The following is a 20,442-nucleotide window of genomic DNA, read 5'->3' as shown; positions in this document are numbered from 1 at the left end:
CAACCGACAAGGAATTCTCCTCCTCCGTGCACGCGCCCGACGGTAGCCGCGCCCCGCGCGGGGGAGGGGCGTAAAAATTACCCTCACCGCGAAGCGGGGGCGGAACTTAACGTGAGCACCCTCGAACGAGGTGGGCACGAACGGCGGGGGACGGGAGCGTGTGGACGCAGCGGGACCAGATCCAGGCCTACCAATTCCTCCGCCGGAGACTGGTTTCGGCACTGGTCTCGGCTGACGCCAACCATCCGGTCGCCCCGAGCCGCAGGCTGGTCATCGGAACCCTGTGCGGCCTCGGTGTCGCGCTGCTGATCACCGCGGTGTTCGGCGTGATCGGCCTGCTGAACCCCTCCGGCGGCAAGGACTGGCTGGCGGGCGGCAAGGTGATCGTCGAGGAGGGCACCGGCGCGCGCTACATCCTCGGCCAGGACGGCGCGCTGCACCCCGTGCTCAACTACGCCTCCGCGCGGCTGATGGCCGGTGGCAACGGTGAGGCCACAGTGACCGTCCCTTCGGACAAGCTCGCGAAGGCCCCGCGCGGTTCGCAGATCGGCATTCCCGGCGCTCCCGACTCGCTGCCCGCGGCGGCGGCGCTGGTGAACACCCCGTGGACGAGCTGTACGCGGACGACCCAGGACGCGCCCGCGTCGGCCGAACCGGAGACGACGGTGCTCCTCGGCGCGCCCGCCGCCGGGGTCGATCTGCCGAAGGACCAGGCCGTGGTCGTCCGTGTCCCCGAGGGCGAGCGCTATCTCGTGACGGCGGGACGCCGCTACAAGCTCACCTCCGAGGCCGCCACCGCGCTGCAGTTCGACACGTACCCGGCGATCGCGGTGTCGTCCCGGTGGATCGGCACCGTCGCCGCCGGACGCGATCTGGCCTACCGCGCGATCGACGACGCCGGTCGCCCCGGCCCGAAGGTCGGCGGCACGGCGACGAAGGTCGGTTCGGTACTCGGCGTCGTCGACGCGATGGCGTCGCCCAACGACGCGACGTCGTACTACCTCGTCCACGCAGACGGGCTCGAACCGATCGGCCAGACCGCGGCGAGCCTGCTGATCAACACCCCGCAGAACGCGGACGCCTACACCGGTGTCCCGGCTCCCGTCGCGGTGCGCGCGGCGGACGTCGCGGCGGTGGCGAAGGTCGGCGCGGCGCGGACGGGCGGGGCCGATCCCGCCGAGTATCCGGACCGGATCCCGCGAAAAGCGCCCGTTACCGGACAGTCCGTGACGCTATGCGCGCAGGGTTCTCGAATCGTTATCTCCGCACAGGTCCCGCTGCCGCAAGGTGCGAAGGCGATCCCTGTGACGGCACGCACGGACGCGCTGGTCGCCGATGCTGTCTTCGTGCCTCCGTCGGGGGGAGCGGTGGTGGCGGAATCGGGTTCCGGCACGGTCTACGTCGTGACCGACACGGGTCAGAAGTACCCGGTGGCGGGCAATGAGGCACTCGCTTCCCTCGGATACGGCCAAGCCGAACGGCAACCGGTTCCGAATGGATTGCTGGCACTGGTGCCGCGCGGACCCGCACTGGATCCGGCGCAGGCGGGCCGGGCGGTGTCCGCGGCAGGTGGGACGGGGTGAGCGGGAACGTGCAGATGACTGAAGACAGGCCGGAGACCGACCGGGTCGACGTCGCGGTGATCGAGGACCATCCGTTGTACCGCCACGCCGTGGTGCGGGTGCTCACCGAGGCCGACGGGATCGAACTCGGCGCGGTGGTCGATTCGGTCGCCCGGTTCCACGCCCATCCGCAACCGCCCGGCAGCGTGGTGCTGCTCGACCTCGGCCTGCCGGGGACCGCCGGGGCCGCGGCCGTGCTCCAGGTGTGCGAGCTGGGGCATCACGTGCTCGTGGTGTCGGCGCAGGCGGAGCCCGAGCAGGTGCTCGGCGCGATCGCCGCCGGTGCCAAGGGTTTCCTGTCCAAGGACGTCGACGTCGACGAACTGCTGACCGCGATCAGGACGGTCGCGCAGGGCCGGGCCTACGTCTCCGCGGTGGTGGCCGGGATGATCATCAAGGACAACGCCGACCGTCCCGCGTCGGCTCCGGACGTCGCGCTCTCCGCGCGGGAGAAGCAGGTCCTCCGGCTGGTCGCGGCGGGCGAACGCGACGTCGACATCGCCCGCATCCTGGGCATCGGGGTCCGGACGGTTCGCGGTTACCTGGACCGGATCCGTGACAAACTCGGAGAGAGAAGGCGGGCCGGTCTGGTCCGCAAGGCCATCCAGCTCGGGCTCGCGTCTCCGCCGGAGGTGCCCGGCCCGTCTCGGCCGGTCGCGCCCCGCGACGACGCGGGCGGATTCGAAGGACGCCGGTGAACGCAGACGAGCAGCAGCCGAAACGCAGCACGCCGATCAACGTCGGGGTGATCGAAGATCATCCGCTGTACCGGGACGCCGTCGCGCGCGTCCTCACCGAAGCGCCCGACATCGTGCTGGGCGCCGTCGCCGATTCGGTCGCGCGGTTCGCCGTCCAGGACCAGCCTCCGGGCAGTGTCGTCGTCCTCGACCTCAAGCTGCGCGGTGTCCAGGACGCCGCCGCGGTGCTCGAAGTGGGGCAGATGGGGCACAAGGTGCTCGTGGTGTCCGCCCACGCCGAACAGCCCGAAGTGCTGGGCGCCATGCAGGCCGGGGCGAAGGGCTTCCTGTCCAAGGACGTCGACGGCGACGAACTCCTGCGCGCCATCCGCACCATCGCCGAGGACAACGCGTACGTGTCGCCGACGCTGGCCGGAATGATCATCCAGGACAGCGAAGACCGGCACGCCGGACCCAAGATCGTCCTGTCCGAACGCGAGAAGCAGGTGCTGCGCCTGGTCGCGGCCGGCGAACGGGACGTCGACGTGGCGGAGATCCTGAACATCAGCGTGCGGACGGTGCGGTCCTATCTCGACCGGATCCGGGACAAGACGGGCGAACGGCGCCGGGCCGGGTTCGTGCGGGTGGCGATCCGCGAGGGCCTGCTGCGCTAGTTCCACGCATCCAGAGGACTAAACGCGTGGTCCAGAGAAGTTCACCCGCAGCGTATAGACCGAACTGGACGCGGTGACGAACAGGTCGTTCCGCCGCGGACCGCCGAAAGTCAGGTTCGAGCAGACCTCCGGCACGCGCAGCTTCCCGATGCGCGTGCCGTCCGGCGCGAAGCAGTGCAGGCCGTCGTGCGCGGCGGCCCAGACCCGTCCGGCGTTGTCCAGCCTTATCCCGTCGAAACCGCCGGCGTCGGAGGTCGCGAAGACCTCGCCGCCGGAGAGCCGGCCGTCGTTCACCGGGAAAACCCTGATGTGACTGGGGTTCTGCCGCGTGTCCGCGATGTAGAGCAACGACTCGTCGAGGGAGAACGCGAGCCCGTTCGGTCGTGAGAAGTCGTCCGCGACGATCCGCACGGAGCCGTCCACCGGGTCGACGCGGTAGACGTGACAGGCGCCGATCTCGCTCTCCGCCTGATGCCCCTCGTAGTCGCTGTCGATGCCGTAACTGGGGTCGGTGAACCAGATCGCGCCGTCCGAGCTCTCCACGACGTCGTTGGGGCTGTTGAACCTCTTGTCCTGATAGGTCTCCGCGAGCACGGTGGTCGTGCCGTCGTGCTCGGTGCGCGTCACCCGGCGGCCGCCCTGCTCGCAGCTGACGAGCCTGCCCTGGCGGTCGACGGTGTGCCCGTTGTGGAACCCGGCGGGCTCACGGAACACGCCGACCGCGCCCGTGGTCTCGTCCCACCGCAGGACGCGGTCGTTCGGGATGTCGCTGAAGACCAGGTACCGGCCGGCGGGGAAGTACGCGGGCCCCTCGGTCCACCGGCAGCCGGTGTGCAGGCGTCGCATCCACTCGTCCCCGTTGACGCGGGCGAACCGCTCGTCGAGGACCTCGAAGTGTGCCTTGACCATATCCATGAAATCCTCAGTTCTCCGAACGAGATAATGCGGTAATCATGAATTGCCGAACTTGATATGGTCAACCTGTGGATGACGTAGATCGCATGCTGCTCACCGAGTTGCAGCAAGACGCGACCCAGGCGTACGCGGCGCTCGGCAAAGCGGTCGGGTTGTCCGCGGGCGCCGCGCACGAACGGGTCCGCAAACTCCGCGAACAGGGCGTCATCCGGCGCACGACCGTCGACGTCGACCCGGCGGCGGTCGGCCGGGGAGTGATGGCGTTCGTGCTGGTCGAGGCCGGTTCGTGGATGGGCGACGCGCCGACCAAGGCCGCGCTGGAGGCGTTGCCGGAGGTCGTGGAGGCGCACATCATCGCGGGCCCGGCCTCGCTCCTGGTGAAGGTGCGCACGCCGACCACCGAGGAGCTGCAGGCATCGCTACGCAGGCTGTACGCCATCGAAGGCGTCACGGGGACGCAGACGATCGTGGTGCTCGAATCCTTCTTCGAGCGATCGGTGGACGCTAAAGGCGACGATTCGCCAGTGCGCCCGTCGCCGCCCGAGCCTTCCCGCTGACCGCCGGATCCACGTCGACGACCACCAGTTCCGGCCCGGCGCCGAGCTGGGTGTGGACGCGGCCGAAGCCGTCGGACACCGTCGAGTAGCCGATCCCGGTCGGCGCCTTCGGGTTCACCGGGGTCGACGTCGTGGCCGGATCTGCCTGCCCGCAGCCGAGCACCCAGCAGCCGGAGTCGAGCGCGCGGGCCCGCACCAGCACCTCCCACTGCTCGCGTTTGCCCTCGCCCGCGCCCCAGGACGTCGGCACGAGGACGATGTCCGCGCCGTCGTCGGCCAGCTTCCGGAACAGTTCGGGGAAGCGGATGTCGTAACAGGTCGCGACGCCGAACGTGACGCCGTCGACCTCGAAGGTGACGGGCGCGGTCCCCGGGGCGACCGTGTCGGACTCGGCGAACCCGAAAGCGTCGTACAGATGGATCTTGTCGTAGCCGAAGTGATGTCCGGCGCCGGTGACGAGCACCGTGTTGCTCACGCGCCCGTCGGGCGACGGCGTGAACATGCCTGCGACGACCATGACGCCGTGCTCTTCGGCGATGGACGCCACAGTGGACGCCCACGGTCCGTCCAGCGGTTGCGCGAGGGGCTTCAGCGAGACGCCGAAGCGCGCCATCGTCGCTTCGGGGAAGACCACGATCCGCGCGCCTTCGGCCGCCGCGGCCGCCACGCCTTCGCGAATCAGCTTCAGGTTCGTTTCGGGATCCTCGGCCGTCGTGAGCTGGCACAACCCGATTCGCGGCACTGAGGCCTCCCTCATCGTGGGATCGCTGGTCACCACCCCAGTGTGCCTGCTCGGGGCGATCCGGCCACCTCGTACCCTTGACCCATGCTGAACCGTACCGACCTGCGTGGACAGGTCCCGTCCGTTGCCGAACTCAGGAGCACGCTCCCGCGTGCCGAGTACGACGTGGACGCGGCGCTGCATCACGTCCGGCCGGTGGTCGAGGCGGTCCGCGATCGCGGCGTCGAGGCGGTTCTCGAGTACACCGAGAAGTTCGACAAGGTCCGCCCCGCCGGTGTCCGGGTGGCCGCCGCGGAGCTCACGAGCGCGCTCGCGAACCTGGACCCGGCCGTCCGGGAGGCGCTGGAAGAGTCCATCGTCCGCGCCCGGAAGGTCCACGGCGATCAGCGCCGCCAGGACGTCACGACCGAGGTCGTCGACGGCGGAACCGTCACCGAACGCTGGATCCCGGTCGAGCGCGTCGGGCTGTACGCGCCGGGCGGGCTCGCGGTGTACCCCTCGACCGTGGTGATGAACGTCGTCCCGGCGCAGATCGCCGGCGTCGGCACGCTCGTGGTGTGCTCGCCGCCGCAGGCCGCGTTCGGCGGGCTCCCGCACCCGACGATCCTGGCCGCCGCCGAACTGCTCGGCGTCGACGAGGTCTGGGCCGTCGGCGGCGCGCAGGCCGTCGCGCTGCTCGCGTACGGCGGCACCGACACCGACGGCGCGACGCTGGAGCCGGTCGACGTCGTCACCGGGCCCGGCAACATCTACCTCACCGCGGCCAAGCGGCTGCTGCGCGGCATCATCGGCATCGATTCCGAGGCCGGTCCGACCGAGATCGCGATCCTCGCCGACGAGACGGCCGACCCGGTGCACGTCGCCGCCGACCTGATCAGCCAGGCCGAGCACGACCCGCTCGCCGCGAGCGTGCTGGTCACCACGTCCGAAGAGCTCGCGGACGCGGTCGACAAGGAGCTCACCGGCCGGGTGGCCGCGACCAAGCACTCCGAGCGGGTGACGGAAGCCCTGGGCGGCAAGCAGTCCGGCATCATCCTGGTATCCACTGTGGACGATGGCGTCCGCGTCGTCGACGCGTACGCCGCGGAACACCTGGAGATCCAGACCGCGGACGCGCGGACGGTGGCGGCCCGCGTGCGCAACGCGGGCGCGATCTTCGTCGGGGCGTACGCGCCGGTCTCGCTCGGCGACTACTGCGCGGGGTCGAACCACGTCCTGCCCACCGGCGGGTTCGCACGGCACTCGTCCGGGCTCTCGGTGCAGAGCTTCCTCAAGGGCGTGCACGTCGTCGACTACAGCGAGGACGCGCTGCGCGAGATCGCCGGCCGCGTCGTCGCGCTGGCGAACGCCGAGGACCTGCCCGCGCACGGCGAGGCCATCACGGCGCGGTTCGAGGGGGAGCGGGCATGAGCATCGGCGAGGAGATCACGCTCGACGCGCTCCCGCTGCGGGACGACCTGCGGGGCAAGACCCCGTACGGCGCGCCGCAGCTCGACGTGCCGATCCGGCTCAACACCAACGAAAACCCGTACCCGCCGCCGGACGCGCTGGTGGCCGACGTCGCCGAGGCCGTCCGCGCCGAAGCCGCTTCGCTGCACCGCTATCCGGATCGCGACGCCGTCGCGCTGCGACAGGACCTCGCGGACTATCTCGCGGTGTCCACCGGTGTGCTGGTGTCGGAGTCGAATGTCTGGGCGGCCAACGGATCCAACGAGATCCTGCAGCAGGTCCTGCAGGCCTTCGGCGGACCCGGCCGGTCCGCGCTGGGCTTCGAGCCGTCGTACTCGATGCACCCGATCATCTCGGCGGGCACCCGCACCGACTGGCTGCCGGTGCCGCGTCGCGACGATTTCAGCCTCGACACGGAGAAGGCCGCCGCGCTGGTGGGCGAACGCCGTCCGGACATCGTCTTCGTGACCAGTCCGAACAACCCGACCGGCGGCTCGATCCCGTTCGGCGAACTGCGTGGACTGCTCGAAGCGGCGCCGGGGATCGTCGTGGTCGACGAGGCGTACGCGGAGTTCTCGTCGCAGCCGAGCGCCGTCGAGCTGATCGAGGAGTACCCGGCGAAGCTGATCGTGTCGCGCACGATGAGCAAGGCGTTCGCCTTCGCGGGCGGACGGCTCGGTTACCTGGCGGCCGCGCCCGCGATCGTCGACGCGCTGCAGCTGGTGCGGCTGCCGTACCACCTCTCTAAGCTCACGCAGGCAGCCGCACGGGCCGCCTTGCGGCACGCGGACGCCACGCTCGCCTCGGTCGCCAAACTCGCGGCCGAACGCGACAGGGTGGTGGAAGCGTTGCTGGGCTTGGGATTCACGCCGGTCCCGAGCGACGCGAACTTCGTCCTCTTCGGACGGTTCGCGGACGCGCCCGCGACCTGGAAGTCCTATTTGGACAACGGCGTGCTGATCAGGGACGTCGGCATCGAGGGACACCTGCGGGTGACCATCGGGACGCCGGAAGAGAACGACGCCTTTCTCGAGGCCAGCAAGGAGGTGCCGCGATGAGTCGCGTCGGCAAGGTGGATCGCACCACCAGGGAATCGTCCATCTCGGTCCAGCTCGACCTGGACGGCACGGGACAGGTGGAGATCGACACCGGTGTCCCGTTCTACGACCACATGCTCACCGCGTTCGGCGTGCACGGCTCGCTCGACCTCAAGGTGCAGGCGACCGGTGACGTGCACATCGACGCGCACCACACCGTCGAGGACACCGCGATCGTGCTCGGCCAGGCCCTGCGGCAGGCGCTCGGCGACAAGAGCGGCATCCGCCGCTTCGGCGACGCGTGGATCCCGATGGACGAGACCCTCGCGCACGCCGCGATCGACGTCTCCGGGCGTCCGTACTGCGTGCACCTCGGCGAGCCGGAGCAATTCAACAGCTTCACCATCGGCGGTAACTACCCGTTCGTGCTGACGCGGCACGTGTTCGACTCGCTGTCGTTCCACGCGCAGATCGCGCTGCACGTGCGGGTGCTGCACGGCCGGGATCCGCACCACATCGCGGAGGCGGAGTACAAGGCCGTCGCGCGCGCCCTGCGCGCCGCGACCGAGCCGGACCCGCGCGCGGGCGGCATCCCGTCCACGAAGGGCGTCCTCTAGTCCCGCGTTTCGTCCTCCGGATGCGGTGGTCCGCACCGCGGCGCCTGTCATGAAAGGGTCGTTCAGGACAAAAGATGTCCTGAACGACCCTTTCATGACACAGCCGGGAGCGCATCGCACCCGGCGCGGACGGACCGCCGCGGGTGTGGCAGCCTGACGGGCATGAGCAACTCGACCATCGCCGTGCTGTTGTTCGCGCTCGGCGGCTTCCTGATCGGCGGCGTCTACGCGACCTGGAAGAGCGTCAAGTTCATGGCCGTCGTCCTGGGGATCGGCGCGCTGCTGGCGATCGGCGGCGCCATCGCCTGGCTGGCGTAGCGCTTTCCGGTCAGAAGTAAATCGGCTGCGCGTCGCGACGGTGGCGGGCATGCTGTCCGGCATGTCCGAGAACCCGCGCACCGTCGCCGAAGTCGTCCGGCTTCAGCGATCGGGGAGCCGCGTCAAGTTCCTGTTCTTCTGGGGACATCAGCCCCGGCGCGACGGCGCGATCGGGCCGGAATGCTTCAGCCAGTGGTGGCCCGCCCGGTTTACTGTGGACGGCGAAACGTTTCCGACGGCCGAGCATTACATGATGTGGCGCAAGGCGGTCTTGTTCGACGACGCCGTGAGCGCCGCGCGAATCCTCGGAGCCCGGCATCCGCGCGAGGCCAAGGCTCTGGGCCGCGAAGTACGGGGATTCGATCAGAGCCGCTGGGAGGCCGAGCGCTACGGCATCGTCCTCGACGGCACCATCGCCAAGTTCGGGCAGCACCCGAACCTGCGGGATTTCCTGCTCGGCACCAAGAACCGGGTGCTGGTCGAGGCCAGTCCGCTGGACGCCGTCTGGGGCATCGGGCTCGCGGCCGACCATCCGCACGTCGACAATGCCGAACGCTGGCGCGGCCTGAACCTGCTCGGGTTCGCACTGGGCGAGGCCCGCACGGCACTCGCAAGTCCGTGAAGGCCTCCTTGAGGGACCCAGAGTCCCTCAAGGAGGCCTTCACGGAAGTGGCTACTTCGAAGCGTCGACCAGCTCACGCTCGTCAGGAGCGTCCAGCTGCTTCGCGAGCTTCTCGCCTTCGACGTCGACGTCCGGCAGCACGCGGTCCAGCCACTTCGGCAGCCACCAGGCGCCGCGCCCGAGCAGCGACATCAGCGCGGGCACGATGGTCATCCGGATCACGAAAGCGTCCACCAGCACCCCGAAGGCCAGCGCGAACCCGATCGACTGGATCAGCGCGGACTCCGCGAGCACGAACCCGGCGAACACACTGATCATGATCAGCGCGGCGGCGACCACGACGCGGGAGCCGTGCCGGAAACCGGTGACCATCGCCTGCTGCGGGTCGGCGCCGTGGACGTATTCCTCCCGCATCCGCGTCACCAGGAACACCTGGTAGTCCATCGCGAGCCCGAACAGCACGCCGATCAGCAGGATCGGCAGCATGCTCATGATCGGCCCGGTCGTCTTCACCCCGAGCACGTCGGTGAGCCAGCCCCACTGGAACACCGCCACCACGGCGCCGAACGTCGCGACCACGGAACCGAGGAAGCCCAGCGTCGCCTTCAGCGGGACCACGACCGAGCGGAACACCAGCATCAGCAACAGGAACGCGAGCCCGACGATCAGCGCGAGATAGGGCAGCATCGCGTCGGCGAGTTTCTCCGAGACGTCGATGTTGGCCGCGGTCTGGCCGGTCACCGCCAGCGACGCGCCGGTGGCCGAGCCCAGTCCCGCGTTCAGGCCGCGGATGTCGCTGACGAGGTCTTCGGTCGCGGTGCTGCTCGGACCGCTCTTCGGGATGACCGTCAGCAGCGCCAGGTCGCCGTCCCGGTTCGTCTTGGGCGGCGTGACGATCGGGCGTTCTTCGAGTCCGCCGATCCCCGCGGCCGCCTGCTGGAGCGCGCCCTGCCGGTCGGTGCTGCCGGCGAGGTCGACGACGATCACCAGCGGGCCGTTGGCGCCTTCGCCGAAGCTGCGCGCGACGGTGTCGTAGGCCTTGCGCTGGGTGGAGTCCGGCGCGGCGGTGCTGTCGTTCGGCAGGCCGAGCTGCATGCTCGCGGCCGGGACGGCGACGATCGCGAGCCCGGCGATCGCGGCGATCAGCACCGGGATCCGGTGACGGGCCACGAAACGTGCCCAGCGCTCGCCGTGCGTCGTCGTGCTTTCCTTGCGCCGCAGGCGGATCTTGCCGCCGGCCAGTTTGCCGCCCGCGAACCCGAGGATGGCGGGCAGCAGGGTGAGCGCGATGACGACGGCGATGGCGACGGTGATCGCCGCGGCGATGCCCATCTCGCCGAGGAACGGGATGCCGACGACGGTCAGGCCCGCCAGCGCGATGATCACGGTCAGCCCGGCGAACACCACGGCCGAACCCGCCGTGCCGGTGGCGCGTCCGGCGGCTTCCTCCGGATCCCGGCCGATCGTCAATTCGTGCCGATAGCGGGAAACGATGAAGAGCGCGTAGTCGATGCCGACCGCGAGGCCGATCATCAGCGCGAGCACCGGCGTGTTCGTGTTCAGTTCGAGGAAACCGGACGCCGTCGTGATGCCCGCCATGCCGATGCCGACGCCGATGAGCGCGGTCAGCAGCGGGATCCCGGCCGCGAGCAGCGAGCCGAAGGTGATGATCAGGACGACGGCGGCGACGGCGACACCGAGGCCTTCGGTGGCGTTCGTGGCGGGCATCGCCTGGACCGCGTCACCGCCGAAGTCCACGGTGTACCCGGCCTGCCGGGCGGGATCCGCCGCGGCCATCAGGGCTTCGCGGTCGGAGTCGGTGAGCTCGAAACCCGGGACGCGGTAGCTGACCTGAGCCAGCGCGACGTGCTTGTCGGGCGAGATCGCCTGTGCCTGCAGCGGGTTGAGCACGCCCGCGACCTTCGGCGCGCCTTCGAGCCGGGACACGATGCCGGCGATGGCGGCCTGACCGGGGGCCTCGGTGATGTCCTGGCCGCCGGGCGCGGAGATCACCACGCGCGCGGTCGCGCCACCGGCCGCGGCCTCCGGGAACCGGTCCGCGAGCTGGTCGATCGCCTTCTGCGACTCGGTGCCGGGGATGGTCACCGAGTTCGAAAGCTGGCCGGACAGGGTCAGCGCTCCCGCGCCGAGGGCCACCAGGACGGCGGCCCACACCGCCGTCACCAGTGCCCGGCGCCGGAACGAGAACCGGCCCAGGCGGTACAGGAAGCTGGCCACAGAAGTCTCCCGTTCACTCGATCAGGTTCATTCCAAGCTAGCCGATCGGCTGGGGCGCTACAAGCCGATCGGCAAGTGTGTGACTAGCCGCACGGCTAGTACTCGTTTGGCCCGACGGGCCCGCTTGACGTAATCTCCGACGGCTGAACGAGGAGGGATCATGGACGTCGTCCAAGCGGAGGACACCCGCACGCGACTACTGAACACGGCGTTGCGGCTGTTCACCGAACACGGCGTGGAAGGCACCTCGCTGCAGATGATCGCGGACGCCCTCGGCGTCACGAAGGCAGCCGTCTACTACCACTTCAAGACGAAGGCGGAGATCACCGAATCCGTCGCCGAGCCCGTGCTGCTCGAACTGGAAGGCATCGTCGACGACGCCCGCGCCCAGCGCACCCGGGGTGCGCAGATCGACCACCTTCTCGACGGTTTCGTCGATCTCGTGGTGCGGCACCGCTCGCTGGTCGCCCTGTTCTCCAGCGACCCCGGCATCGCCCGCGCGATCGAGAAGTCCGTGCACAGTTCGGCCAGCTTCAAGAACCGGCTGCTGGAGATCCTGGTCGGCCCGGATCCAGACCTCACCGCGATCGTGACGGCCCAGGTGCTGCTGGCGGGGATCGCCGTCGCGGGCGGCTCGCCCGAGGTCGCCTCGCTCGACGACGAGACGCTGCGCGAGACGCTCCTGACGGTCGGCCGCAAGCTCTACAACCGCCCGCGCCGCCGCACCACGTGACCGATGTGTTCAAGACAGGCGCCGCGATCCGCGCGACCCTGTCGGCATGAACATCGACATCGATTCCGCGGCCGCCTTCATGGCCACCCAGGCCCGCCTGCTCGACAGGCGGCGTTTCGAGGTCCTTTTCCGCGACGGTGACCCGGCGGCGGCGCTCGCCGTGCTGGAGGGGTACCGCAATCCCGACGGCGGCTACGGTCACGGGCTCGAACCCGACTGCCGCTCGGCGACCAGCCAGCCCGGTGGCGCGCTGCACGCTTTCGAGGTCTTCGCCGACATCGGTCCGGTGACCAGTCCGCGGGCGGCCGAACTCTGCGACTGGCTCGCTTCGATCTCCCTCCCCGACGGCGGGATCCCGTTCGCGGTCCCGATGCCGGATCCGTTCGGCAGCGCGCCGTTCTGGGCGGGCGCCGACCCGTCCATCTCCTCGTTGCAGATCACCGCGATCGTCGCGCTGGTCGCGCATCGCGTCGCGGCGCACGATCCGGCGGTGGCCGCGCATCCTTGGCTGGCCAAGGCCACGAGCTACTGCCTCGACGAGATCGAGAAACTCGACGAGGCGCCACACGCGCTCGTGCTCGCCTTCGCGATGAAGCTGGTGGACGCGCTGGGCGACGCGCGCCTGGTCGGGAAGCTCGGCCGGTTCGTCCCGGACGACGGTGTGGTCGCCGTCGGCGGCGGGATCGAGGGCGAGGCCATGCGCCCGCTCGACTTCGCCCCGGACCCGGACGGACCGGCAAGGAAGCTCTTCCGGCCGGAGGTCATCGAAGCGGATCTGCGCCGGGTGGCGGGCGGGCAGCACGAAGACGGCGGCTGGCGAGTCGACTACACGAGCTATTCGCCTGCCGCCGCGCTGGAGTGGAACGGGATGTTCACCGTGGGCACGCTGGGACTACTGCGAGCCAACGGCCTCGTCTAGGCGCCGCAAGAACTCCGGCGGAACGACGGTGGCGAGCCAGACACCGTTGGCGCTCACCTGGAATTCGTGCCCGGCGGCCGTCATGCCCCGCGCGTCCACGAGGAGCACGACCGGGACGCCGCGCCTGCCGCCGACCGTGCGCGCGGTCTCGATGTTCGCGGAAAGATGCACGGCGTGCCGGTTCATCGGCCGGAGTCCCTCGTGCAGGATCGCGTCGAGGAACCGGGACACGGTGCCGTGATAGAGCGCGTCGGGCGGCGTGGCGGCGGGTAGCGCGAGGTCGACCTCGACGCTGTGGCCCTGGCTGGCGCGGATCCGCAGGCCGTCGTCGTCGAAGGCGAAACGCCGCTTGTCGTTGCCCTCGACCACTTCGTCGAGTTCGGCGCGGGTGAGGCGCAAGCCGTTGCGCCGCAAGGCGGCCAGGAGCGTGTCGACGTCGACCCAGCCGTCCGAGGTCAGGGTGATGCCGATGTCGCCGGGTGCGTGCCGCAGGTGACGTGAGAGCCGTTTCGAGGCTCGGATGAGGTGTTTCTTGTCCATTTCGCGTCCCAGTGACGCACATCCGGTACCCGCGTGGCAACGGAATTCAGATGCCGCCCTCGGAAGCCGGGCGCAGTTTCCCCGCGCCGGGGCCGAAGCGGGACATCTGGTCGTCGGCGTTGTAGAGCCCGCAGCTGCGCAGGGACAGGCAACCGCAGCCGACGCAGCCGGTCAGCCTGTCCCGCAGGCGCTGCAACGCGTCGATCCGCGCGTCGAGTTCGTCCTGCCAGCCCCGCGAAAGGCGGGCCCAGTCGGCCTTGGTGGGGGCGTGGTCCCTGGGCAGGGTCTCCAGTGCCGAGCTGATGTCGTCCAGGCTGAGGCCGACCCGCTGCGCGGCGCGGATGAAGGCGATCCGGCGCAGCACCGACCGCGCGTAGCGCCGCTGGTTGCCCGCCGATCGCTCCGAGCTGATCAGCCCTTTGTCCTCGTAGAAACGCAAAGCCGTGTGGGGCACGCCGCTGCGGTCGGCGACCTGCCCGATGCTCAGGTGTTCAGCCAGTCTCGTCACGTCGCCAGGCTAGCCTTGACTTCGACCTAAGTCGAGGTTGCACGCTCGGTTCATGACCACCGACACGAAGACCGGCTACGAGGATCTGCCGCGGCTGATCTCGCTGATGACCGGGGACGAGAAGCATCAAGCCGCCGCGGAGTCCACTGTGGACGTCTTGTGGGTGCTCTACGACCGAGTGCTCGACATCACTCCGGAGACCTTCCGGGATCCCGGGCGCGACCGCTTCCTGCTGTCGAAGGGGCACGGGCCGATGGCCTACTACGCCGTCCTGACGAAGAAAGGGTTCATCCGCGAAGAGGAACTCGCCGATTGGACGTCGGCGGAGTCCCGGCTGGGGCACCATCCCGACCGGGCGAGACTGGCGGGTGCCGAGATCGCCAGCGGCTCGCTCGGCCACGGGCTCCCGCTCGCCATCGGCACCGTGTTCGGCCTGCGCGCCAAGGGATTCCGGGACGCCAAGGTCGTCACCCTGGTCGGCGACGCGGAGCTCGACGAAGGCTCCAACCAGGAGGCCATCGCGGTCGCGGGCCGCATCGGCATGCCGCAGCTGACCGCCGTCGTCGTCGACAACTCTTCGGCCACTCACGGCTGGCCCGGCGGGATCGCCCGCCGGTTCGAGGTCGAGGGCTGGGTCACCCGCACCGTCGACGGCCGCGATCACGAGGCGCTCCACGAAGCCTTCACCACACCCCACCCGGACCGGCCGCTCGCCGTGGTCGCAACCGTCGAGCGAAAGGGCTGAAACCGTGGACATGCGTGAGACGTTCCTCAGCGCCACCGCCGAGATCCTCGACACCGACCCGAACGTCGCCGTCGTGCTCGCCGACATCTCCGCGGCGCAGCTCGCCTTCGCCGCCCGGAAACATCCGGACCGGGTGCTCAACGTCGGCATCCGTGAGCAGCTGATGATGAGCACCGCGGGCGGGCTGGCGCTCGCCGGGATGCGCCCGATCGTCCACACCTTCTCGTCGTTCCTCGTGGAGCGGGCTTTCGAGCAGGTCAAACTCGACCTCGGGCATCAGGACGTCGGCGCCGTTTTGGTGTCTTCGGGCGCGTCCTACGACATGCCCACGGCCGGGCGGACGCACCAGGCGCCCGGGGACGTGGCGCTCATCGACACGCTGCCGGGCTGGACCGTGCACGTGCCCGGGCATCCCGAAGAGGCGCGGCGGCTGCTGCTGGAGTCCATCCCGGGCGACGGGCGCGTCTACCTCCGCCTTTCCGCGCAGGAGAACGCGAAACCGCATCTGGGCGCCGGCCTGCAGACGCTGCGCGGAGGCGGCCGCGGTGTCGTGGTGGCCGTCGGGCCGATGCTCGACCGGGTGCTGGAAGCGACCGCCGATCTCGACGTGACCGTGCTCTACACCTCGACGATCCGGCCGTTCGACGCCGCCGGGCTGCGCTCGGCCGTCGAGGCCGCGGGCAGCACCGACGTCGTGCTGATCGAGCCCTACCTCGCGGGCACCTCGGCGCACGTGGTGGGGAGCGCGCTGTCCGAGACGCCGCACCGGCTGCTCTCGCTCGGTGTCCGGCGCGACGCCGAAGTCCGGATCTACGGTGAGATGGCCGATCACGATCTGGCACACGGCCTCGACGCCGGTTCGATCGCCTTGTCGGTCAAGGAATTCCTCCGCTAGCGTCGCCGGAATGACGAAGATCCGCCCGCTCGCGCTCGGGATCGTCCGTCGGGGCGAAGACCTTCTCGTGTTCGAAGGCCGCGACAACGCCAAAGGGGAGACCTACCACCGTCCGCTCGGCGGCGGGATCGAGTTCGGGGAGACCGCCGTCGAGGCGCTCCACCGCGAATTCCAGGAGGAGCTCGCGGCGGAGCTGACCGGGGTCGAGCAGATCGCCGTGCTGGAGAACGTGTTCACCTTCGAGGGCAGGCCGGGACACGAGATCGTCTTCCTGTTCACCGCCGAGCTGACCGACAAGTCGTTCTACGGGCGCGACGAGGTCGGCGTGGTGCTCGATGACGGCGCGCGCGTGCACTGGCTGCCGATGGCCGACGTCGTGAGCGGCAAGGCGATCCTGTACCCGGACGGACTCGCGGACCTCCTTTCAGCGCAGGACTGACCGCGCGGTCGGGGCGAGTTCCCGCTGCAGCCAAGGGCGTTCGAGCCTGCTTTCGAGCCCGGCGCCCAACCGGGCGAGGAGCTCCCGGTGCGCGCCCAGGGCTTCGACGCCGGGGAACTTGGCGAACCAGACGAACACCGTTTCGCCCTCCCGCACGGGAAGCCGGGGGAAGGTGTTCTCCGCGGGCTCCGTTTCGAGGTGGCCGAACGTCTCCACACCGGATTCCCGCAGGGCGGGGGCCACGGTCTCCGCGAAATGCTCGGAGAACTCCTTGACGGGGCCGATCGGATGGCACACCGTCGCCAGCACGACCGATCCCTCGGCGCCGTCCGGAGCGGGGAAACCCGGCCCGGACGGGCGCAGCAGCAGGACGTCCGAGGAGTCGATCATCGTGTCGTTCGCCGCCGGACCGTGGTCACGCCACACGGGCCCGGTATAGAACGCTTCGAGCGCGGCCCGCCTGGTCTCCATGTCCCGGAAACCGCGCAGCCACACGAACCCGTCCGGTTCCGCCGGTTCGCGGAACAGGCCGAACAGGCGCATGCCACAGGCTTCCTGGCTCTCCACGAACTCGCGTTCGAAGAGCGCGATCAGCTCGTCGCGGCGGCCGGGGCGCAGGGTGTACCGGCGCAGCTCGACGGCGGACTGGAACTCGGCGGAATCGGTCATGCGCGGACCCTAGAGGCCCGCACCGACAGTTTCGGCGGCTCAGCGGAAGGCGGCGATCCCGGTGACCGACTGGCCGAGCGAGAGCGCGTGCATCTCTTCGGTGCCTTCGTAGGTCAGCACGGTTTCGAGGTTCGACATGTGCCGCATCACCGGGTACTCCAGCGAGATCCCGTTGGCGCCGAGCATGGCGCGCGCGGTCCTGGCGACCTCCAGCGCCGAGCGGACGTTGGCGAGTTTGCCGAAGCTGACGTGGTTGTGGTGCAGCGTCCCGGCGTCCTTGAGCCGTCCGATCCGCAGCGCGACCAGGCCCGCGCGGTTGACCTCGACGACGAGGTCGGCGAGCTTGCGCTGGGTGAGCTGGAAGCCGGCCAGCGGCTTGCCGAACTGCTCCCGGCTCAGCGTGTACTCCAGTGCGCTTTCGTAGCAGGAGCGGGCGGCGCCGACGACGCCGAACAGGATCCCGTAGCGCGCCTCGTTCAGGCAGGACAGAGGTCCGCGCAGTCCCCGGACCTCGGGGAACGCCGCCGAATCCGGCAGGCGGACGCCGTCGAGCACGAGTTCCGCGGTCAGCGAGGCACGCAGGGACAGCTTGTGCTTGACCTCGTTCGCGGTGAAGCCCGGCGTGTTCGTGGGGACGACGAAGCCGCGCACGCCCTCGTCGGTCTGAGCCCAGACGACCGCGACATCGGCCACGGTTCCGTTGGTGATCCACATCTTCGAGCCGCTCAAGACCCAGTCCGAGCCGTCGCGCCTCGCGCGGGTCCGCATGCTGCCGGGGTCGCTGCCCGCGTCCGGTTCGGTCAAACCGAAGCAGCCGAGCGCCTCACCGGCGGCCATCCGCGGCAGCCACTCCTGCTTCTGCTCCTCGGTGCCCCACTTGTGGATCGCGTACATCGCCAGCGAACCCTGCACGGAGACGAAGCTGCGCAGCCCGGAGTCGACGGCCTCCAGTTCGCGGCAGGCGATGCCGTAGGCGACGGCGCTGGTGCCGGCGCAGCCGTACCCCTCCAGGTGCATGCCGAGCAGCCCGAGCTGCCCGAATCCCTTGGCGAGTTCGGCGGCGGGCAGGGCGCCGGTTTCGTACCACTCGGCGATGTTCGGCAGGAGCTGGTCGTGCGCGTAGGAGCGCACGGCGTCGCGCATGGCCCGGTCCTCGGCGGAGAGTTCGGCGTCGAGATCGAGGAAGTCGCGCGGATCCGGGCTGCTGCTCATGCGGTCACTCCTGGTCGGCTCGGTTCGGCACCTACCCAAGAAGAAAACCACACACCGGACCGGAGTCGGGTGTCAGCGATCGCGCCATCCGGTGGTCTTCGTCACCTGAACCGATGCCGAGGCCACCACCCCGGGAGCGGAGCGCTTCTTCTGCGCCGGGATCAGCAGCTCCGCGAAGGTAGGGAAAGGCACGCTGTCGATGTCCTCGCGCCAGGCGCGGAGCAGGCAAGTCAGCTCGTCTGCGTCCTGCATTGTTCCTCCAGAAGTGCAGGGCGGTCCTGCGCCGGCCTTTCACTCGGAGGCCTTAATACCCAGTCGAGTGAAGGCCGAAACAGGGAATCCGCAGAAAATCCGGTCCGCTAACCTGGGCACGTGGCTACTCCTCGCGTGGTGATCCTGGACTACGGGTCCGGCAACCTCCGGTCCGCCGAACGCGCCGTCGAGCGCGCCGGCGGAGGCGTCGAGGTCACCGCCGACCCGCATGCCGCGCTCGAGGCGGACGGCCTGGTCGTCCCCGGTGTCGGCGCCTTCTCGGCCTGCATGGAGGGGCTTCGGTCGGTGTCGGGGGAGAAGATCATCGGCAAACGTCTCGCCGGTGGCCGTCCCGTGCTGGGCATCTGCGTCGGCATGCAGATCCTGTTCGAACGTGGCGTCGAGCACGGTGTGGAGGCCGAGGGCGCCGGTGAGTGGCCGGGCACGGTCGACAGGCTGGAGGCCGACGTCCTGCCCCACATGGGCTGGAACACCGTCCGTGCCCCCGAGGACTCGCAGCTGTTCGCCGGGCTCGACGCGGACACACGGTTCTACTTCGTGCACTCCTACGCCGCGCGGACCTGGGAACTGGACTCCGGCCTCGCCGGGCAGCAGCCCAAGGTGACCTGGGCGAACCACGGCCAGGACTTCGTCGCCGCCGTCGAGAACGGGCCGCTGTGGGCGACGCAGTTCCACCCGGAGAAGTCCGGGGACGCCGGGGCGCACCTGCTGCGCAACTGGCTGCGGACCCTCGCTTAGAGTGTGCGCGTGACTTTCACGCTCCTTCCCGCCGTTGATGTGGCCGATGGCCAGGCCGTGCGACTCGTCCAGGGCGAGGCCGGCACCGAAACCTCCTATGGCAGCCCGCTGGAGGCGGCGCTCGCCTGGCAGCGTGACGGGGCGGAGTGGATCCATCTGGTGGACCTCGACGCCGCCTTCGGCAAGGGTTCCAACCGCGAACTGCTCGCCGACGTCGTCGCGAAGCTCGACGTCCAGGTCGAACTGTCCGGCGGCATCCGCGACGACGCCTCGCTGGAGGCCGCGCTGGCCACCGGCGCCCGTCGCGTGAACCTCGGCACCGCGGCGCTGGAGGACCCGGAGTGGACCGCGAAGGTCGTCTCCTCCTACGGCGACCGCGTCGCCATCGGGCTGGACGTGCGGATCACCGAGGCCGGGCACCGGCTTTCGGCCCGCGGCTGGACACAGGATGGCGGTGACCTCTGGGAGGTCCTCGACCGGCTCGACCGCGACGGCGCGCAGCGCTACGTCGTCACCGACGTGAGCAAGGACGGCACCCTCCAGGGCCCGAACATCGACCTGCTCCGTGAGGTCGCCGCCCGCACCGACGCACCGGTCATCGCCTCCGGCGGAGTGTCCAGTGTGGACGACCTCCGCGCGCTGGCCGCCCTGGCCCGCGACGGTGTCGAAGGCTCCATCGTCGGCAAGGCGCTCTACGCCGGGGCGTTCACCCTGCCCGAGGCGCTCGCCGCCGTCGCGGAGTTCTGAGCTTTACCTCCCGGGTAATCGACGCCGCACGTTCGCTCGGACAGGATTCCTTCCAGGACGACCAACCTGGGAGGACGACATGAACGCGTACGGCATCGCTCACCTTCGCCCCACCGGCGCGCCGACCGAAGAGGTCTTCGAGTACCTGGAGCGGATCCAGGCCACTCTCGACCCCTTCGGCGGCGAGTTCCTCGTGCACGGGGCCGGGGTCGAGGTTCTCGAAGGGGAGTGGCCGGGGGCGCTGGTGATGATCGGGTTCCCGAGCATGAGCGTGGCGCGCGAGTGGTACGCGTCGCCCGCCTATCAGGAGATCCTGCACCTGCGCGCCGACCACATCCCCGGCGACCTGATCCTGGTGGAGGGGTGCGGGCCGGAGCACGATTCGGCGGCGATGGCTGCAGAGCTGCGGGCGCTGCAGACCTCGTGACCGGGTTGTCGTGTTGACCGCACTGGGTCGAGGGCTCACCGGCCTGTCCGCCCGGGGCCGCTACCTGCGTCTCGTCGGGACCAAGCGCGCCACCAGTTACGGCTACTCCCTTTGGGAGATGCAGGTCTA

25 protein-coding genes are annotated in these 20,442 nt (G+C 69.9%); 17 read left to right on the top strand and 8 right to left on the bottom strand.

Annotated features, from left to right (window positions below):
* Nucleotides 1-158: 158 nt before the first annotated feature.
* From eccB to AB0N89_RS16775, 3 genes are read left to right on the top strand one after another with little or no spacing between them, the layout of a single operon-like run.
* Complete coding sequence (gene eccB, locus AB0N89_RS16785) at nt 159-1,583, top strand: type VII secretion protein EccB (RefSeq protein ID WP_364205240.1); 1,425 nt, start codon at nt 159-161, stop codon at nt 1,581-1,583.
* A 14-nt stretch (nt 1,584-1,597) separates the two neighbouring features.
* Nucleotides 1,598-2,320 (top strand): response regulator transcription factor, encoded by a 723-nt coding sequence (locus tag AB0N89_RS16780; protein ID WP_364205238.1) that lies wholly within the window; start codon nt 1,598-1,600, stop codon nt 2,318-2,320.
* On the top strand, nt 2,317-2,973 hold the full coding sequence (locus tag AB0N89_RS16775) for a response regulator transcription factor (protein ID WP_364205237.1): 657 nt from the start codon (nt 2,317-2,319) through the stop codon (nt 2,971-2,973). The genes AB0N89_RS16780 and AB0N89_RS16775 overlap by 4 nt, the downstream gene beginning before the upstream one ends.
* A gap of 18 nt (nt 2,974-2,991) precedes the next feature.
* Here AB0N89_RS16775 and AB0N89_RS16770 read toward each other — a convergent pair whose 3' ends face one another.
* Nucleotides 2,992-3,888 (bottom strand): SMP-30/gluconolactonase/LRE family protein, encoded by an 897-nt coding sequence (locus AB0N89_RS16770; protein WP_364205235.1) that lies wholly within the window; start codon nt 3,886-3,888, stop codon nt 2,992-2,994.
* 68 nt (nt 3,889-3,956) lie between these two features.
* Between AB0N89_RS16770 and AB0N89_RS16765 the strand changes: the two genes are divergently transcribed.
* Entirely contained in the window at nt 3,957-4,445 is a 489-nt protein-coding gene (locus AB0N89_RS16765) for an Lrp/AsnC family transcriptional regulator (RefSeq protein ID WP_364205233.1), read from the top strand.
* Here AB0N89_RS16765 and AB0N89_RS16760 read toward each other — a convergent pair.
* Nucleotides 4,393-5,187, bottom strand: a complete 795-nt coding sequence (locus tag AB0N89_RS16760; RefSeq protein ID WP_364205231.1) for a carbon-nitrogen hydrolase family protein — start codon at nt 5,185-5,187, stop codon at nt 4,393-4,395. The two genes, AB0N89_RS16765 and AB0N89_RS16760, sit on opposite strands and share 53 nt — an antisense overlap.
* 84 nt (nt 5,188-5,271) lie before the next feature.
* Here AB0N89_RS16760 and hisD point away from each other — a divergent pair, with 84 nt between their 5' ends.
* The 5 genes from hisD to AB0N89_RS16735 all read left to right on the top strand — a co-directional run bounded on the left by hisD (nt 5,272) and on the right by AB0N89_RS16735 (nt 9,230).
* Nucleotides 5,272-6,597, top strand: coding sequence for a histidinol dehydrogenase (gene hisD / locus AB0N89_RS16755; protein ID WP_364205230.1), 1,326 nt, complete (start codon nt 5,272-5,274; stop codon nt 6,595-6,597).
* Nucleotides 6,594-7,694 (top strand): histidinol-phosphate transaminase, encoded by a 1,101-nt coding sequence (locus AB0N89_RS16750; protein ID WP_364205228.1) that lies wholly within the window; start codon nt 6,594-6,596, stop codon nt 7,692-7,694. Before hisD ends, AB0N89_RS16750 begins: the two co-directional genes overlap by 4 nt.
* Nucleotides 7,691-8,290: an imidazoleglycerol-phosphate dehydratase HisB gene (hisB, locus tag AB0N89_RS16745; RefSeq protein WP_005155296.1), complete on the top strand. Its 600-nt coding sequence runs from the start codon at nt 7,691-7,693 to the stop codon at nt 8,288-8,290. Before AB0N89_RS16750 ends, hisB begins: the two co-directional genes overlap by 4 nt.
* 162 nt (nt 8,291-8,452) lie before the next feature.
* Nucleotides 8,453-8,608: a hypothetical protein gene (locus AB0N89_RS16740; protein WP_005155295.1), complete on the top strand. Its 156-nt coding sequence runs from the start codon at nt 8,453-8,455 to the stop codon at nt 8,606-8,608.
* A 61-nt stretch (nt 8,609-8,669) separates the two neighbouring features.
* Nucleotides 8,670-9,230, top strand: a complete 561-nt coding sequence (locus AB0N89_RS16735; RefSeq protein ID WP_364205226.1) for an NADAR family protein — start codon at nt 8,670-8,672, stop codon at nt 9,228-9,230.
* Nucleotides 9,231-9,281: 51 nt separating this feature from the next.
* Here the strand turns inward: AB0N89_RS16735 and AB0N89_RS16730 are convergent, their stop codons facing one another.
* Nucleotides 9,282-11,468 (bottom strand): MMPL family transporter, encoded by a 2,187-nt coding sequence (locus AB0N89_RS16730; RefSeq protein ID WP_364205224.1) that lies wholly within the window; start codon nt 11,466-11,468, stop codon nt 9,282-9,284.
* A gap of 160 nt (nt 11,469-11,628) precedes the next feature.
* Here AB0N89_RS16730 and AB0N89_RS16725 point away from each other — a divergent pair, with 160 nt between their 5' ends.
* Nucleotides 11,629-12,201 (top strand): TetR family transcriptional regulator, encoded by a 573-nt coding sequence (locus tag AB0N89_RS16725; RefSeq protein ID WP_364205222.1) that lies wholly within the window; start codon nt 11,629-11,631, stop codon nt 12,199-12,201.
* Nucleotides 12,202-12,247: 46 nt separating this feature from the next.
* On the top strand, nt 12,248-13,120 hold the full coding sequence (locus tag AB0N89_RS16720; protein WP_364205220.1) for a hypothetical protein: 873 nt from the start codon (nt 12,248-12,250) through the stop codon (nt 13,118-13,120).
* On the opposite strand, the gene AB0N89_RS16715 is transcribed toward AB0N89_RS16720, so the two are convergent.
* Together AB0N89_RS16715 and soxR are read right to left on the bottom strand one after the other, a co-directional pair.
* Nucleotides 13,094-13,660: an RNA 2'-phosphotransferase gene (locus tag AB0N89_RS16715; protein WP_364205218.1), complete on the bottom strand. Its 567-nt coding sequence runs from the start codon at nt 13,658-13,660 to the stop codon at nt 13,094-13,096. The genes AB0N89_RS16720 and AB0N89_RS16715 overlap by 27 nt on opposite strands.
* Nucleotides 13,661-13,706: 46 nt before the next feature.
* Nucleotides 13,707-14,168, bottom strand: coding sequence for a redox-sensitive transcriptional activator SoxR (gene soxR, locus AB0N89_RS16710; RefSeq protein ID WP_005155287.1), 462 nt, complete (start codon nt 14,166-14,168; stop codon nt 13,707-13,709).
* A gap of 52 nt (nt 14,169-14,220) precedes the next feature.
* Between soxR and AB0N89_RS16705 the strand changes: the two genes are divergently transcribed.
* From AB0N89_RS16705 to AB0N89_RS16695, 3 genes are read left to right on the top strand one after another with little or no spacing between them, the layout of a single operon-like run.
* A complete protein-coding gene (locus tag AB0N89_RS16705) occupies nt 14,221-14,913 on the top strand; it encodes a transketolase (RefSeq protein WP_364205216.1) in 693 nt (230 codons plus the stop codon).
* Nucleotides 14,914-14,917: 4 nt separating this feature from the next.
* Entirely contained in the window at nt 14,918-15,808 is an 891-nt protein-coding gene (locus AB0N89_RS16700) for a transketolase (RefSeq protein WP_364205214.1), read from the top strand.
* A gap of 10 nt (nt 15,809-15,818) precedes the next feature.
* Nucleotides 15,819-16,247, top strand: coding sequence for an NUDIX domain-containing protein (locus AB0N89_RS16695; RefSeq protein ID WP_364205212.1), 429 nt, complete (start codon nt 15,819-15,821; stop codon nt 16,245-16,247).
* Here AB0N89_RS16695 and AB0N89_RS16690 read toward each other — a convergent pair.
* The 3 genes from AB0N89_RS16690 to AB0N89_RS16680 all read right to left on the bottom strand — a co-directional run bounded on the left by AB0N89_RS16690 (nt 16,233) and on the right by AB0N89_RS16680 (nt 18,380).
* Nucleotides 16,233-16,916 (bottom strand): NIPSNAP family protein, encoded by a 684-nt coding sequence (locus AB0N89_RS16690; RefSeq protein ID WP_364205210.1) that lies wholly within the window; start codon nt 16,914-16,916, stop codon nt 16,233-16,235. The genes AB0N89_RS16695 and AB0N89_RS16690 overlap by 15 nt on opposite strands.
* 39 nt (nt 16,917-16,955) lie before the next feature.
* Entirely contained in the window at nt 16,956-18,128 is a 1,173-nt protein-coding gene (locus AB0N89_RS16685; RefSeq protein WP_364205208.1) for an acyl-CoA dehydrogenase family protein, read from the bottom strand.
* A 72-nt stretch (nt 18,129-18,200) separates the two neighbouring features.
* A complete protein-coding gene (locus AB0N89_RS16680) occupies nt 18,201-18,380 on the bottom strand; it encodes a hypothetical protein (RefSeq protein ID WP_364205206.1) in 180 nt (59 codons plus the stop codon).
* A gap of 135 nt (nt 18,381-18,515) precedes the next feature.
* Here AB0N89_RS16680 and hisH point away from each other — a divergent pair, with 135 nt between their 5' ends.
* From hisH to AB0N89_RS16665, 3 genes are all read left to right on the top strand, one after another.
* Complete coding sequence (hisH, locus tag AB0N89_RS16675) at nt 18,516-19,139, top strand: imidazole glycerol phosphate synthase subunit HisH (RefSeq protein WP_364205398.1); 624 nt, start codon at nt 18,516-18,518, stop codon at nt 19,137-19,139.
* 9 nt (nt 19,140-19,148) lie between these two features.
* Nucleotides 19,149-19,886 carry a bifunctional 1-(5-phosphoribosyl)-5-((5-phosphoribosylamino)methylideneamino)imidazole-4-carboxamide isomerase/phosphoribosylanthranilate isomerase PriA gene (gene priA, locus AB0N89_RS16670; protein ID WP_007029948.1) on the top strand — a complete coding sequence of 246 codons (738 nt, stop codon included), beginning with the start codon at nt 19,149-19,151 and terminating at the stop codon, nt 19,884-19,886.
* Nucleotides 19,887-19,965: 79 nt separating this feature from the next.
* A complete protein-coding gene (locus AB0N89_RS16665) occupies nt 19,966-20,313 on the top strand; it encodes a DUF1330 domain-containing protein (RefSeq protein WP_364205203.1) in 348 nt (115 codons plus the stop codon).
* Nucleotides 20,314-20,442: the final 129 nt, after the last annotated feature.

The organism is Amycolatopsis sp. NPDC089917 (genome assembly GCF_040684635.1).
GTDB lineage: Bacteria > Actinomycetota > Actinomycetes > Mycobacteriales > Pseudonocardiaceae > Amycolatopsis.
Note: the sequence above shows the minus strand (reverse complement) of the source record. Positions and strands in the feature narration are given on the sequence as shown.

What these genes read in the sequence shown, in the direction of transcription:
- AB0N89_RS16780 (WP_364205238.1), top strand. Translation starts at nt 1,598, where the DNA reads ATGACTGAAGACAGGCCGGAGACCGACCGGGTCGACGTCGCGGTGATC.
- AB0N89_RS16770 (WP_364205235.1), bottom strand. Translation starts at nt 3,888, where the DNA reads ATGGATATGGTCAAGGCACACTTCGAGGTCCTCGACGAGCGGTTCGCC.
- hisD (WP_364205230.1), top strand. Translation starts at nt 5,272, where the DNA reads ATGCTGAACCGTACCGACCTGCGTGGACAGGTCCCGTCCGTTGCCGAA.
- AB0N89_RS16750 (WP_364205228.1), top strand. Translation starts at nt 6,594, where the DNA reads ATGAGCATCGGCGAGGAGATCACGCTCGACGCGCTCCCGCTGCGGGAC.
- hisB (WP_005155296.1), top strand. Translation starts at nt 7,691, where the DNA reads ATGAGTCGCGTCGGCAAGGTGGATCGCACCACCAGGGAATCGTCCATC.
- AB0N89_RS16740 (WP_005155295.1), top strand. Translation starts at nt 8,453, where the DNA reads ATGAGCAACTCGACCATCGCCGTGCTGTTGTTCGCGCTCGGCGGCTTC.
- AB0N89_RS16735 (WP_364205226.1), top strand. Translation starts at nt 8,670, where the DNA reads ATGTCCGAGAACCCGCGCACCGTCGCCGAAGTCGTCCGGCTTCAGCGA.
- AB0N89_RS16725 (WP_364205222.1), top strand. Translation starts at nt 11,629, where the DNA reads ATGGACGTCGTCCAAGCGGAGGACACCCGCACGCGACTACTGAACACG.
- AB0N89_RS16720 (WP_364205220.1), top strand. Translation starts at nt 12,248, where the DNA reads ATGAACATCGACATCGATTCCGCGGCCGCCTTCATGGCCACCCAGGCC.
- AB0N89_RS16715 (WP_364205218.1), bottom strand. Translation starts at nt 13,660, where the DNA reads ATGGACAAGAAACACCTCATCCGAGCCTCGAAACGGCTCTCACGTCAC.
- AB0N89_RS16705 (WP_364205216.1), top strand. Translation starts at nt 14,221, where the DNA reads ATGACCACCGACACGAAGACCGGCTACGAGGATCTGCCGCGGCTGATC.
- AB0N89_RS16695 (WP_364205212.1), top strand. Translation starts at nt 15,819, where the DNA reads ATGACGAAGATCCGCCCGCTCGCGCTCGGGATCGTCCGTCGGGGCGAA.
- AB0N89_RS16690 (WP_364205210.1), bottom strand. Translation starts at nt 16,916, where the DNA reads ATGACCGATTCCGCCGAGTTCCAGTCCGCCGTCGAGCTGCGCCGGTAC.
- AB0N89_RS16685 (WP_364205208.1), bottom strand. Translation starts at nt 18,128, where the DNA reads ATGAGCAGCAGCCCGGATCCGCGCGACTTCCTCGATCTCGACGCCGAA.
- AB0N89_RS16680 (WP_364205206.1), bottom strand. Translation starts at nt 18,380, where the DNA reads ATGCAGGACGCAGACGAGCTGACTTGCCTGCTCCGCGCCTGGCGCGAG.
- AB0N89_RS16665 (WP_364205203.1), top strand. Translation starts at nt 19,966, where the DNA reads ATGAACGCGTACGGCATCGCTCACCTTCGCCCCACCGGCGCGCCGACC.